Source organism: Collinsella aerofaciens (genome assembly GCF_015554145.1).
In the GTDB taxonomy this organism is placed as follows: Bacteria; Actinomycetota; Coriobacteriia; order Coriobacteriales; family Coriobacteriaceae; genus Collinsella; species Collinsella aerofaciens_AA.
The window spans coordinates 1-12,285 of the sequence record NZ_JADNHZ010000026.1; the positions used below are offsets into that span (position 1 = coordinate 1).

A 12,285-nucleotide genomic window follows, 5' to 3' on the forward strand; every position below is an offset into this window, starting at 1 on the left:
AGCAAGAAGGCGGAGGGCTAGAGCAAGGCGGGGCCGAGGCCGCCTCGATCAATTTGCGAAAGAATCTTGACGGTACCGATTCACATCGGTTCAAAGAAATCGGGGCCGGTAACCTTCGCCCCGACAAGCCTTCAACTCCTGAGCGATATCGAACTCCAAGAAAAGTCGGTTGGCACGGTTGAGCCTATCGCTATCATCCTCTCGCGCAGGAATGACGAAATGTCCTATTCGGTCATTGAATTTTTAAACGAAAATCTCACCGAAATCCACTCTTCTTCCCTTGCCTCGATACTGTTGAGCTGCGGAAATGAAGTAGCGCTAAGGAATAAATATCCTGAATTATGCGATCGGCTTTTCGACAAGGATTTCGAATCGCTCTATGACATTTCGGAATACGCCACGGAGTATGCCGAGGAGTGCAATCGAATCAACGCCCGCCGCGCGGAAATCGAAACGAGCCTCTCGAAATAAATACTCTCGAAGGCCGAGTGTCCTGTTGCCCCCTGAGCCCTCCGCCGTTGAGATGGCACCCGTGCATTGGGTCATCCCCTCTCTATGGGAAGTCCGATTAGAGTGACATGAAGTCAGTACATGCAACGGCGGATATATCAGCTAACAGTCAAGCTGTCATCGGTATGGCGCTTAAGCAAGGCGGCTATTTGAACCTGCTCAGGAAACGGCTCAAGGGATTGCGCTGCCACCATCGTTTCTTGTCGGTTTTCCCTTTCGACCAATCAGAGTTAGAGCCATCGGATTCATCGGCTGCATTCTCATCTGGTTGAACAGCTTGATCTTCCTGCCCGTCAGCCATATCGTACGATTCCGCATCCGTTTCAATCGTTCCGAAGTAATCGAGCTCCGGTCCCTCGATCTCGGAATCCGCCTCCCTATCGATCTCGTCTACGATATCGCATAGACGAGTCAAATCCTCCCAAGTCAGGCGAGGCTGATTGCCCCAATCCTGCTTCCCGATACCCTTTGCCACGGCAATGTGGGCATGTCTGCCGATATATGGAAACTGAGCCCTTTCACTTTTAGAAAAACCAGATTGGTCTACATAGGGATGGTAATTATCCAGCACCGATACAGCCCTTGCAGTCCAAAGCCATTCGCGGCGCCTATCTCGCTGACATCTCGGGGACAGATCACCGAATACGATCCTCTGGAGCAATGATTCGCAATCCTCCGAGGTCAAATCGATACCGCCAAAATTTATCTCGATAACGTCCAGACCGATCTCGCTAAACTTTACTGCGTCTTCCAGCGACTTTTGGTGCTCCACGCGAATTTCAACCGCAGCCCTTCCGAGATCCCCACGGCTATCTTTCAGTGTCAGGACGGCATCTGGGCGCAGGCCGTTTTCCTGAGTCGTCTCAAGCTCAACGGCCTCGATGGTGCATTTTCTCGCCGAGTACGGCACCCAGATCTCCGGATAGACGCAGCGGTCGTCCTGTTCGAAAGTCTGCCGCCAATCGTGAACCCATCGTCCGGAATCGCTCATCCTCGACGCGTGCGGCGCGGCGTCCGCCAAGGAGACCATCGGGAGGCGGAACTCCCTGCCGACCGAGTCGGCCAGAAGAGACTTAACTGCCCTATGCAGCTGCGACTCGAAACCTCCGCCACACGAGGACAGCGAAGAGTGCCTGAAGCACTTGTAGTACGGGTGAGGCGTATTTGTCGCAGTCCGCACGGCCTGCAGTTTGCCGCCACAGGACGGGCAGACGAGCCCGCAGCGCTCTCCGTACCTGTCGAGCGGTACCGAGCTCAACCATACAAACCTATCAGTTTGTGGGTCATATCCGAACGGCACGCCCCGTCCCGCGCATTTCGAAGCCATAGGACACCTTTCTGCTCACCTTGTTTAAGTCAACGTACAGGAGGCGCATAGTTCGGATTGGCCGTTGCCGCTACGGCAATCATGTTGGCTTGCCAATAGAAAAGCCCGCACAGGCTACGCGGGCTTTTCACTAGACGGGCTAGAAGCAGAAAGCGGGAAACAAGTGGAAGGCGTTCGCCGAGCCGTAGTAGCTGATCAAGGTGCCGCTATCGAGGACATAATAGAAGCTCGTGGATTTGTTCGGGTCAACAGAACGAGTCCAGTGATACTCGCTCGACGATGAAGCCTCGTAATGGTTCGACGTCGTCACGCGCTTGGATTTGTAGTACTCGTACTGGCTGCCATCTGACTGGAGGTCACCATAGATTTCCGCCGCCGAGAGCAGGAAGACCTTGTCGGTCGTGGCCGAGGGGGTGCCGGCGCTGCCGCCGCCCTTGTTATCGGTCATCTTCGTGACGGACTTCACCTTGGACTGAAGCTCGGAGGGCAAAAGCGCCCAGAGGTCGCCGGAGCTGAGGCGGCCGCGGAGCTCCGACTTCTCCCATCCGCCGGCGTTGGTAAGCTCGGCGTTCATACGCTGTCTGCCCATGGCATCGTTTGTCGCCTCGAACGTCAAACCGGCCTTGCCGGAGCCGTCCGCAAGGTCATCGTGGTTGATGCCAACTATACGGTACGCGAGCATCTGACCGTTCGTCAGCTTGGTAGAGAATATCGTGCCTGCGTCCATGACCGCCTTGGCCTTGGAATACGCAGGCGAGGCCTCTCCCTTGGCGGCGATGTCTTTGGCGACTGCCTTCTGCTCGTCCAGAGTTCAGTCCTTCGCGTCCTTGGCGATGGCCGCCTGGACGGTCGCGGAATCGGCCCCGCCGGACGCGCCGCCTCCCTCGCCGCCGCCTGTCGTCCCGCTGTTCACCGTGTTGCCCACCAGGTTGAACTGGTTGCGGATGGCCCCGACCACGCCGGGCCCCGCGAACACAATCACCAGACCGATCACCGCGATGATCAGGACGTACTCGATGATTGACTGTCCTCGGAGGCGGGTATTTCTAGGAGATACCCCCCCCCGAAGGTTATTTGCCGCTGCATGCATAGGCGACACTCCCTTCGTATGGGGATTGATATTGCATGCAGGAAGTTACTATGGGCCAAACAGATTAGGGCATAACGTGCCGCAGCGGCATTAGTCAACTTGGGTTATCTGAACCGTGGGAAAGTCTCGGGACGTAGTTCCGTTGAGAGGACAATTCCATGGCTCAGTCCGCAGGTGCAGAAAACATGAAGGGCGCCGAGAAGGTCCACGTCCCGCCCATCAAGACACAGGGCATCAAGACGAAGCTCGTCCCGTGGATCGCGCGGTGCGCCCCATCCGCTGCCTGGACGGTCTGGGTCGAGCCGTTCATGGGCTCGGGCGTCGTCGGCTTCAACCTCGCCCCGAGGCGGGCACTGTTCTCGGACACGAACGTCCATATCATCGATTTCTATCGGTCCATCCAGGACGGACAGCTCACCGCCGCCGGCTGTAGGAAGTTCCTTGAATCCGAAGGCGCACGCCTGAAATCGAGGGGGGGGGGGATTACTACTATGAGGTCCGCGACCGGTTCAACGAATCGCATGACCCATATGATTTCCTCTTCCTCAACCGGTCTTGCTTCAACGGACTCATGAGGTTCAACCGCCAGCACCGCTACAACGTCCCATACGGGCATAAGAACGACCGATTCTCCAATGCGTACATAACGAAGATCGTGGACCAATTCGAACACGTGCAGGGGAAAATCGCCAAAAGCGATTGGAAGTTCGCGGCCATGCGCTATGAGGATGCGATAGCCGTGGCTCCGAACGGTTCGTTCATCTACTGCGACCCGCCCTACATCGGACTCACAAGCACCTATTACGACTCCTGGGACGAGGAGAAGGAAACGAGGCTGCACGATTCGCTCATGGAAAGCGGCCACAATTTTATGGTCTCATCGTGGGGCAGCAGCGACTACCGGAGCAATGGTTTAATCGAGTCGCTCTGGGCGGATTGTCACGTCAGCTCCGCAAATCATGTCTATATCGTCAACGGGAAGCATAGGCCCGTGCTCGAGGTGCTCCTGACGAACTATACGGTGGAGTGAGGGCAGGTCGAAACATACGGATACCGATCAGCCATCCCCTGTCTCGGAGCCTCAGAGGCGATTTGAGGGACTGTTTGCTGTCTGGGGGTGTCCCATTGGGATGTCGGCTTGAAAAGGACCCTATTTAGGGTCCTGCTCGGTCATACCGATATCGGACACGGATGCGATCTGTGCGCCCGCGGCCATCTGCCGATGGCGCACGATTCGCGGGCTGGCTTGCACCGATTTTGGGGGCTTTCGATTTGTGTCCACGGCGCAAGTAGCCGCAGTAGATTGGCGCAGGCAAATTGATTACGCATAAGTAGACCAGACAGACGAAATAGTTTGCGTATGCGGAATCAATAGATTCCGAAATATGGAATAGAAGTGGAGGGGGGATTCATTAAAATCACGATTCTACAAAACCGCAGGTAGATGGGCATGTCCTTATTAGCTAAAAAACAGCCGTTGATTCCTTTTTGATTACCTTGTTGATTCCTGATAAAAAAAGGTCAGGCACTAGGTGCCTGACCTGCAAACTTCTGGTCGGGACGACTGGATTCGAACCAGCGACCCCTTGACCCCCAGTCAAGTGCGCTACCAAGCTGCGCCACGTCCCGAAGCTTTTGTTTGTTGCTCTGCTCTCGCTCGCAACAGGGAGTATATTAACCCGAAACTTTGGACTTGTGCAAGAACTTTTTTAATTATTTTTGAGCAAGTCCAAAATTGTATCTGCGAGCTGGGGTTTTGTGAGCACAGGAAGTTCCTGCGTCCCTGCTACGCTCACGATCCAAGCCTTATTGGTATCAGTTCCAAAGCCAGAATCGGCGCGCGAGACATCGTTGGCGATAATGGCATCGCAACCCTTACGGGCCAATTTACGCTCAGCGTACTCCACGACGTTATCGGTCTCGGCTGCAAAGCCGATCACGCACCGCTCTCCCTTTTGGCGCGAAAGCTCGGCCAAAATATCGACCGTCTCAACGAGCTCGATGCGATCGAGGCGCTCGTTTGCCTTTTTGAGCTTATGGTCCGCAGGGGCCGCGGGCGTGTAGTCGGCGACGGCCGCAGCGCAAATGGCAGCGTCGGCCGTCTGGAAGGCGTTTAACGCCGCCTGGAGCATCTCTGCGGCAGTCTGCACGCGCACGCACTTTACGCCGCGAGGAACATCGAGCGATGTCGGTCCCAGCACGAGCGTGACCTCGGCACCGCGGCGAGCGGCCTCCCCCGCCAGGGCGATGCCCATCTTGCCCGACGATCGGTTTCCAATAAAACGCACGGGGTCGATCGGTTCGTGCGTAGGACCGGCGGTGATCACGATGCGCTTGCCTGCAAGGTCCTGGGGTGCGGGGTTGAATACCTCGCAAACGGCCTCGACGATGTCCTCGGGCTCGCTCATGCGTCCCGTGTCCACGTCGCCGCAGGCAAGGTAGCCGCTGCCGGGTCCAACCACATGGACGCCACGGACGCGCAACGTGGCCATGTTGGCCTGCGTCGCCGGCGCCTTCCACATGCCATTGTTCATGGCCGGCGCGATCACTATGGGTCGCGGCGTGGCAAGCAGCGTGGTGGAGATGAGGTCATCGGCAATGCCGTTAGCCATCTTGGCGATGATATTGGCCGTCGCGGGCGCCACGACCACCAGATCTGGCTCCTGGGCCAGTGAAATGTGGTGGATGGGGTCGGAGGGGTCGTCGAACAGGCCCACCGCGACGGGCTCGTTGGTGAGCGCACGAAAGGTAAGCGGCCCCACAAACTCGGTGGCATGCTCGCTCATAACGACCTTGACGCGCGCGCCGCGCTTTTGCAGCAGGCGCACGATGTTACACGACTTATAGGCGGCGATCCCGCCGGTAATGCCCAGCAGGATCGTTTTTCCCTCAAGTTGCATTGAATTGTTGGGTGCCGCCGTCATCGTTAAGCTTCCTTGCTCGGGAGCACGAGCAGGCGGTGGCAATACGGGCAGTGCGTAATCTCGCTGCCGTCGTGGTTGAGGTCGCTCATGGACGATGCCTGCAGCGCGGTGTGGCAGACCGTAGGGATGTTGCCCTGGATGGTCTCGACGGCCAGGCCGCGGAACTGCTTGAGCAGACGCTCGTAATCGGTGAGCACGTCGGCGGGCAGCGTAGCGGCAAGGGCGATGCGCTCTTTGGTGGCGGCATCGATCTGGGCCTGCAGGTCGGCGGCCTTGGCGCGGGCGGCCTTGGTATCGGCCTTCACACCCTCCTCGAACTTGGCGATGATGGCCTGCGCGCGAGCCTCGCGGTCGAGTGCCTCCTTATGGGCGACGACGACATCCTTGCGGGTGTGCTCGATCTTGTCCAGACGCTTTGCCAGGGTGGCAAGTTCATTCTCCAGGTCCTGAACCTCGCGGTAGTCGGAGCCGTCGACATGGCGCTTCTTGGCAGCCTCGATGGCGTTGTTGGTCTGAATCTCGGTGGTGTTGAGATCGTCGAGCTCAATGTCCAGATCCTTGCGCTGGGCGTAGAGCTTGGTCATTTCGGCCTTGAGCTTAACGTAGGTCTTGCGCTTGGAAGCGAGCTCCTTGAGCTCCGGCATATTGGCAAGTTCGCTCTTGTTGCGGGCGAGCTCCAAATCGATCTGTTGCAGCTTGAGTAGCGTAGCGCCGGCGCTCATAAGTTTTCTCCTTTTGTCACAGTCCACCATTGGCAAGGGTTCAGTATTTTAATCGCATGACGGGGGTCGACCCCGGCGTCAACTGCAGAGTTCATCAATATATCAACGAACGGCTCCTCGGAGCGGTCGTGGCCGAGCAAGATCACCGGCAGCCCGCGCAAGGCAAGGTCTTGCGCCACGTGGTAGCCCGCCTCGCCCGTCACGACAACATCTGCGCCCGCGGCGATGGCGAGCTCTCCGAAGTCGCCCAGGGAGCCGCCCAAAATGGCGACGGTGCGGCACGGGCGATCAGCTTTGCCCCACACACGCGGGTCGCTGCCAAAGGCCGTGGCGGCACGGGTGGCAAGATCGCGCAGCGTGCACGGGTCGTTGAGCGTTGCAAGTGCGCCCAGGCCGGTGGCCTCGGGGTCGTCCACGTGCTCCAGTGAGCTCACGGGTGCGGCACCCAGCAGCTTGCTCAGGCAGACACGGGCTTCGTGCGAGCGGTCCAGGTTGGTGTGGAGCGAGATAATGCTCACCCCGCAGCGGGCAGCCTCGTAGAGGGCCGCACTGCACTGGGGTCGTGTGGCATCCGCCGGACAAAAGGCCTCGGGTGCCTTGATGTATATGGGATGATGCGTCAGCAGCACGTTGGCTCCGGCTTCCAAGGTGCGCTGCACGTTGTCCCTGGTGGCATCGAGCGCGCAGGCTACGCCACGGATCTCGTCGTCGGGGTCGCCTACGGATAAGCCTACGTGGTCCCATGGTTCGGCGTCCGTCTTAGGATAGCGTGTCAGCAGTGCACGCTCGAGTTCCGCGATGATCATGCGGCGCCTACGATCGAGAGCAGCGTCTGGGCAAACTCGTCCAGATCGTCCGGATTCACGCGGTCGTCAAAGGAAATGCGCAGCGCACCTAGTGCCTGCTCGCGACCAATGCCCATGGCGCTGAGCACATGGCTCGGGTCCATGCTGCCGCTCGAGCACGCCGAGCCGGCCGAAACCTCAAAGCCGGCGGCATCGAGCTTGACGATGAGCTCCTCGGAGTCCATGCCATCAACGTAGATCGACACCATGCCCGGCAGGCGATCGGCCTGTGCGTAGTCGCCCATGGTGGCATGAATACGCGGATGAGCCGTAAGCGTGGCGTAGAGCTTGTCGGAAAGGGTTTGCAGCTTCGCGCGCTCCTGAGCCACATGGGGCGTCAGAGACGAGGCGGCAGCGGCAAAGGCGAGCTGCGTTCGCAGGTCTTGCGTGCCGGCACGACGACCGGCCTCCTGTCCGCCCCCAAAGATGCGCGGGCGCAGCGGCGTGCGGCTCTTAAGGTAGAGTGCGCCAGATGCCACGGGACCGCCAATCTTGTGGGCTGCGACGGACATGGCGTCGACGCCCAGCTCGGTGACATCGAGCGGAATATGCAAGTAGCCCTGGATGGCATCGGTGTGGAACAGGGCACCTGCGGTGTGCGCAGCTGCGGCAAGCTCGCGGATGGGCTGCACCACGCCGGTCTCGTTGTTGGCGACCATAATGCTCACGAGCGCCACGTCGTCGCTGAGCAGCTCGACAAGCGTGGCAGGCTCAACGTAGCCCGCGCGGCAGGGCTGTACCAGGTCGACGGTAAAGCCGGCGGCACGCAGCAGCGGCAGGTTGTCCAGAATCGAATCGTGCTCGATGGCCGAAACGATTACACGACCGCGCTTGCGATCGCGCTGACGAGTGCCCTCGGCAAGTCCGAGGAGCGCTAGCTGGTTTGCCTCGGTGCCGCCGTTGGTCAAGATGATCTCGGACGGGCGGACGCGTGCGCCAAAGCTATGGGCGATCTCGCGACGTGCAACCTCCAGACGCGCGGCAGCCTTGCGGCCGAGCGAATGCAGCGAGTTGGGGTTGACGCCGGCAAGCTCGCTGTCGTCGTACTCGCGCTGCGCAAGGAGCGCCTCGGCGCGCATGGGCGTCGAGGCGGCATAGTCAAGATTCACGGGTATACGGTTTTGACCTGCGGTCATAAGGGTTTATGCCTCCTGTGCGGCCTCGTTGCCCAGCTTCTGCAGCAGCGCAACCTCGGCAGCGGGATCTTCGGACTTAAATACGGCGGAGCCGGCCACGAGGACGTTTGCGCCGGCCTTGACGACCTCGACAATGTTCTTGGAAGAGATGCCGCCGTCGACCTCGATGAGGGGTGACACGCCGTGGCGCTCGCACATGGCCGTAAGCTCGTGCAGTTTGGCAATGGTACCGGGAATAAAGCTCTGGCCGCCAAAGCCGGGGTTCACGCTCATGAGCAGCACCATGTCGACGACGTCGATGATGCTCTCGAGTACGCACACGGGGGTGGCGGGGTTGAGAACCACGCCGGCCTTGACGCCGCGCTGCTGCAGATGCGTGAGCGTGCGGTGCAGGTGCGTGGAGGCCTCGTAGTGCACGGTGATCATATCGGCACCGGCATCGGCGTACCAATCAACCGTCTCGTCGGGGTTCGACACCATCAGGTGCGCGTCGACCGGCACGTCGGTGGAGCGCTTGACGGCCTTGAGGATGTCAACGCCAAAGGTGAGGTTGCCGGTAAAGTGACCGTCCATAACGTCGAAGTGCACGTAGTCGGCACCGGCGATCTTGTCGAGTTCGCCCTTGAGGTTGGCCATGTCGGCCGAAAGGACAGACGGAGCGATTTTGATGGAACCCATGGTAGAAGCCTTTCTGCGCTAGTCGGTGAGTCCGTAGAACTCTTGAGAAGGGACGCGATCGGTAAGAATCTCGAGTGCCCTATCCAAAGTAACACCGTTGTAGAGCGTTTGCTCCACGGCAAAGGTGAGCGGAATGTCTACGCCCAGTGAACGGGCAAGCTCACTGACGCTGCGGGCCGCGACGGCGCCCTCGACCACCATATGCGTACGTGCCTGGTACTCGTCGAGCGAGACGCCGTGGGCAAACTCGTAGCCAAAGGTGCGGTTGCGCGAATGCTCGGAGGTGCAGGTGGCAATGAGGTCACCCATGCCGGCAAGACCCATGCAGGTCATGGCTTGACCGCCGCGGGCGTGCACCAGACGGCTGATCTCGGCCAGGCCGCGCGTCATGATAAGGGCAAGCGTGTTGTCGCCCGCACCAGAACCGGCGGAAATGCCGCACACGATGGCGATGACGTTTTTCATGGCGCCGCAAACCTCGACGCCGGTCATGTCCTGCGACAGGTAGATGCGGAAGGCCGTGGATAGGAGCAGGTCCTTAAAGGTCTCCCCTACCTGCGGATCTTTGCTGGCGATGACGGCGGCAGAAAGCCCGCCGCGGCAGATCTCCTCGGCATGGTTGGGGCCCGAGAGCGCCGCGACACGCGACTCGTTGCCGATCTCACTGGCGATGACCTCGCTCATAAGCAGGCCGGATTCGGGCTCAATACCCTTGGTGAGGCAGAGTGCCGGGGTGTCGGCGGCGATGAAGGGTGCTGCCTGATGGCATACGCTGCGCAGGTGCGTGGAGGGCACGGCAAAGATGATGGCCTCGGCGCCGTCGAGCGCCTGCGACAGGTCCGTGGCGGCGACAACGTTGCCGGGCAGCTCGTAGTCCACCAGATACCGGGGATTGCGGTGCTCGGCATTGATGCCGGTGGCCGTCTGCTCGCTGTGGGCCCACATGGTCACGCGCTCGGCTCGCTCGGCGGCGAGGCCGGCGACGGCGGTTCCCCAGGAGCCGGAGCCAATCAGTGCAACATTCATGACTCTCTCCTACTTATCGTCGGGCTCGGTGACGCGCTTGGTAAACGAGAGCTTGGACTCCTTACCCGTCATGAGCTTTTTGATGTTCGCGCGATGGGCCCACACCACGGTGATGCCGATCATCGCCATGCAAAACTTAAGGCCCAGGCTGCTATACGGAAAGACCGCGCAGGCGGCGATGGGAAGACCGATGGCCGCGGCAAGTGAGCCCACCGACACAAACTTGGTGATGGCGACGGCCACGATAAACATGCTAAGCAGCGACAGACCAATGGGCCAGTACCAGGCGAGGATGACGCCCAGACCAACCGCGATGCCCTTGCCGCCGTGGAAGTTGAGGTAGGGCGAGAAGATGTGGCCCCATACCGCTGCCAGGCAGATGACGCCGAGCATCCAGTCGCCGGGGGCTCCAGGCGCCATGATGTTTGGCGGAAAACCATAGCCCAGATCGGCGATGAGCGGACGGGCGATAAGGACGCAGATGGCGCCCTTAAGGCAGTCGAGCAGCAGCGTGAGCGCGGCCACCTTGGGGCCGGCTACGCGCAGCGCATTGGTGGTTCCGATGTTGCCGGAGCCCGCCTTGCGAATGTCGGTGTGGTTGAACACGCGGCCCAGGATCAGGCCAAACGGAATCGCTCCGATAAAGAACGAGACCACGGCGCAGATGGCGGTCAGCAGAATCGGATTATGCATCCTTTTGCTCCTTCTTCCTAAAGAAGAGTCGAATGGGCGTGCCGGCGAAGTCGAATGTCGAGCGCATACGGTTCTCCACGTAGCGCTGGTAGGTGTCGTTGACCAGGTCGCTGTGGTTGACGAAGAACGTAAACGTCGGCGGGTTGATGCCCGTCTGGGTCACATAGTGCATGCGCAGACGGCGCTTGCCGTCCACCACGGTGTGGCCGAACTCGCGCAGGTCGGTGAGGAAGGTGTTGAGGCGCGAGGTGGTGATCTTTTGCGAGCGCGTCTTCTCGGCGGCGTCGACCATCGCCCAGATCTTCTCGACGCTGCGGCCGGTGAGGGCAGAGATGCGCAGGTACTGGGCCCAGGGAGCCATGACGCCCAGGCGGCGGTCGACGGTCTCCATGCAGGCTTCGCGCTTGCGGTCGTCGTCGAGCAGGTCCCACTTGTTGAGCAGCACCACGATGGCGCAGCCGCGCTCGATAGCAAGGCCCATGACCTTCTGGTCCTGCTCGGTAACGCCCACGGAGGCGTCGACGACGAGCAGTGCCACGTCGGCGCGATCGATGGCGCGCAGGCCGCGGACCATCGAGTAGTACTCGATGTTCTCGTACACGGTGCTCTTCTTGCGAATGCCCGCGGTGTCGACCATGCGGTAGTGCTTGCCGTTACGCTCCACGACGGTGTCGATGGCGTCGCGCGTCGTGCCGGCGATGTTGGACACGATAGAGCGGTCGGCGCCCAGGATGCGGTTGAACAGCGAGGACTTGCCGGCATTGGGGCGGCCGATGATGGCGACGTTCAGCGCGTCGGGGAACTCATCGGCGACCTCGTCCTCTTCCTCCGGAAGCAGGGCCACGATATCGTCGAGCAGGTCGCCCGTGCCATGGCCGTGCAGGGCCGAGAGCGGCGTGGGCTCACCGATGCCGAGCGAATAGAACTCCCAGATGCTGTCGTTCTCGCGATCGGGGTTGTCGAGCTTGTTCACCAGCAGAAAGACAGGCTTGTCGCAGCGCTTGAGCATGCGGGCGACCGACTCGTCCTCCTCGGTGACGCCGGTGCGGCCGTCGACCACAAACAGGATGACGGCGGCTTCCTCGGCGGCGGCGAGGGCTTGGTCGCGGATGGACGTAGCGAAGACGTCATCGCTCTTGAGCGGCTCGATGCCGCCCGTGTCGACGATGGTGAACTCGCGGCCGTTCCAATCGGCCGTGTGGTACGAGCGGTCGCGCGTGACGCCGCGGGACTCATGGACGATGGCGTCCGAGGTCTGGGCCAGGCGGTTAACGAGCGTGGACTTGCCCACGTTGGGGCGTCCGACGACGGCGACGATAGGTTTCATCTGCACT

At 60.4% G+C, this 12,285-nt stretch carries 14 protein-coding genes and 1 tRNA gene; 3 read left to right on the forward strand and 12 right to left on the reverse strand.

The genetic code is table 11. From position 1 onward, the window contains the following. Positions 1-66 precede the first annotated feature (66 nt). Positions 67-471 carry a hypothetical protein gene (locus I2E13_RS09575; protein ID WP_195404941.1) on the forward strand — a complete coding sequence of 135 codons (405 nt, stop codon included), beginning with the start codon at positions 67-69 and terminating at the stop codon, positions 469-471. A gap of 184 nt (positions 472-655) precedes the next feature. On the opposite strand, the gene I2E13_RS09580 is transcribed toward I2E13_RS09575, so the two are convergent. From I2E13_RS09580 to I2E13_RS09590, 3 genes are all read right to left on the reverse strand, one after another. Then, positions 656-1,501 carry a hypothetical protein gene (locus tag I2E13_RS09580; protein ID WP_195404942.1) on the reverse strand — a complete coding sequence of 282 codons (846 nt, stop codon included), beginning with the start codon at positions 1,499-1,501 and terminating at the stop codon, positions 656-658. A 475-nt stretch (positions 1,502-1,976) separates the two neighbouring features. Then, entirely contained in the window at positions 1,977-2,564 is a 588-nt protein-coding gene (locus tag I2E13_RS09585; RefSeq protein ID WP_195404943.1) for a DUF6273 domain-containing protein, read from the reverse strand. A gap of 84 nt (positions 2,565-2,648) precedes the next feature. Next, the gene (locus tag I2E13_RS09590; RefSeq protein ID WP_195404944.1) at positions 2,649-2,927 is read right to left on the reverse strand and encodes a hypothetical protein; all 279 of its coding nucleotides are present in this window, start codon (positions 2,925-2,927) and stop codon (positions 2,649-2,651) included. 158 nt (positions 2,928-3,085) lie between these two features. Here I2E13_RS09590 and I2E13_RS11135 point away from each other — a divergent pair, with 158 nt between their 5' ends. Next, positions 3,086-3,502, forward strand: a complete 417-nt coding sequence (locus I2E13_RS11135) for a DNA adenine methylase (RefSeq protein WP_195404945.1) — start codon at positions 3,086-3,088, stop codon at positions 3,500-3,502. Next, on the forward strand, positions 3,394-3,957 hold the full coding sequence (locus I2E13_RS11140; protein WP_195404965.1) for a DNA adenine methylase: 564 nt from the start codon (positions 3,394-3,396) through the stop codon (positions 3,955-3,957). The genes I2E13_RS11135 and I2E13_RS11140 overlap by 109 nt, the downstream gene beginning before the upstream one ends. Positions 3,958-4,479: 522 nt before the next feature. On the opposite strand, the gene I2E13_RS09605 is transcribed toward I2E13_RS11140, so the two are convergent. From I2E13_RS09605 to der, 9 genes are all read right to left on the reverse strand, one after another. Further along, positions 4,480-4,556, reverse strand: a tRNA-Pro gene (locus I2E13_RS09605). An 80-nt stretch (positions 4,557-4,636) separates the two neighbouring features. Beyond that, positions 4,637-5,851, reverse strand: coding sequence for a bifunctional phosphopantothenoylcysteine decarboxylase/phosphopantothenate--cysteine ligase CoaBC (coaBC, locus tag I2E13_RS09610; protein WP_229057926.1), 1,215 nt, complete (start codon positions 5,849-5,851; stop codon positions 4,637-4,639). A 2-nt stretch (positions 5,852-5,853) separates the two neighbouring features. Continuing rightward, positions 5,854-6,573, reverse strand: a complete 720-nt coding sequence (locus I2E13_RS09615) for a zinc ribbon domain-containing protein (protein ID WP_195404946.1) — start codon at positions 6,571-6,573, stop codon at positions 5,854-5,856. Then, a complete protein-coding gene (locus I2E13_RS09620; RefSeq protein ID WP_195404947.1) occupies positions 6,570-7,379 on the reverse strand; it encodes a Nif3-like dinuclear metal center hexameric protein in 810 nt (269 codons plus the stop codon). The genes I2E13_RS09615 and I2E13_RS09620 overlap by 4 nt, the downstream gene beginning before the upstream one ends. Continuing rightward, positions 7,376-8,554 carry a cysteine desulfurase family protein gene (locus I2E13_RS09625; protein ID WP_195404948.1) on the reverse strand — a complete coding sequence of 393 codons (1,179 nt, stop codon included), beginning with the start codon at positions 8,552-8,554 and terminating at the stop codon, positions 7,376-7,378. Before I2E13_RS09625 ends, I2E13_RS09620 begins: the two co-directional genes overlap by 4 nt. A 6-nt stretch (positions 8,555-8,560) precedes the next feature. Further along, positions 8,561-9,232, reverse strand: a complete 672-nt coding sequence (gene rpe / locus I2E13_RS09630) for a ribulose-phosphate 3-epimerase (RefSeq protein ID WP_195404949.1) — start codon at positions 9,230-9,232, stop codon at positions 8,561-8,563. Positions 9,233-9,250: 18 nt separating this feature from the next. After that, positions 9,251-10,258, reverse strand: coding sequence for an NAD(P)H-dependent glycerol-3-phosphate dehydrogenase (locus tag I2E13_RS09635; protein ID WP_195404950.1), 1,008 nt, complete (start codon positions 10,256-10,258; stop codon positions 9,251-9,253). 9 nt (positions 10,259-10,267) lie between these two features. Then, positions 10,268-10,951: a glycerol-3-phosphate 1-O-acyltransferase PlsY gene (plsY, locus tag I2E13_RS09640; protein ID WP_195404951.1), complete on the reverse strand. Its 684-nt coding sequence runs from the start codon at positions 10,949-10,951 to the stop codon at positions 10,268-10,270. Next, positions 10,944-12,278 carry a ribosome biogenesis GTPase Der gene (der, locus tag I2E13_RS09645; protein ID WP_117803194.1) on the reverse strand — a complete coding sequence of 445 codons (1,335 nt, stop codon included), beginning with the start codon at positions 12,276-12,278 and terminating at the stop codon, positions 10,944-10,946. The genes plsY and der overlap by 8 nt, the downstream gene beginning before the upstream one ends. Between the last annotated feature and the right edge of the window lie 7 nt (positions 12,279-12,285).

Coding starts and splice junctions, on each gene's coding strand:
- I2E13_RS09580 (WP_195404942.1), bottom strand. CDS start 1,501: ATGAGCGATTCCGGACGATGGGTTCACGATTGGCGGCAGACTTTCGAA.
- I2E13_RS09635 (WP_195404950.1), bottom strand. CDS start 10,258: ATGAATGTTGCACTGATTGGCTCCGGCTCCTGGGGAACCGCCGTCGCC.
- rpe (WP_195404949.1), bottom strand. CDS start 9,232: ATGGGTTCCATCAAAATCGCTCCGTCTGTCCTTTCGGCCGACATGGCC.
- I2E13_RS09585 (WP_195404943.1), bottom strand. CDS start 2,564: ATGGACGCAGGCACGATATTCTCTACCAAGCTGACGAACGGTCAGATG.
- der (WP_117803194.1), bottom strand. CDS start 12,278: ATGAAACCTATCGTCGCCGTCGTCGGACGCCCCAACGTGGGCAAGTCC.
- I2E13_RS09620 (WP_195404947.1), bottom strand. CDS start 7,379: ATGATCATCGCGGAACTCGAGCGTGCACTGCTGACACGCTATCCTAAG.
- plsY (WP_195404951.1), bottom strand. CDS start 10,951: ATGCATAATCCGATTCTGCTGACCGCCATCTGCGCCGTGGTCTCGTTC.
- I2E13_RS09590 (WP_195404944.1), bottom strand. CDS start 2,927: ATGCATGCAGCGGCAAATAACCTTCGGGGGGGGGTATCTCCTAGAAAT.
- I2E13_RS09615 (WP_195404946.1), bottom strand. CDS start 6,573: ATGAGCGCCGGCGCTACGCTACTCAAGCTGCAACAGATCGATTTGGAG.
- I2E13_RS09625 (WP_195404948.1), bottom strand. CDS start 8,554: ATGACCGCAGGTCAAAACCGTATACCCGTGAATCTTGACTATGCCGCC.
- coaBC (WP_229057926.1), bottom strand. CDS start 5,851: ATGACGGCGGCACCCAACAATTCAATGCAACTTGAGGGAAAAACGATC.
- I2E13_RS11135 (WP_195404945.1), top strand. CDS start 3,086: ATGGCTCAGTCCGCAGGTGCAGAAAACATGAAGGGCGCCGAGAAGGTC.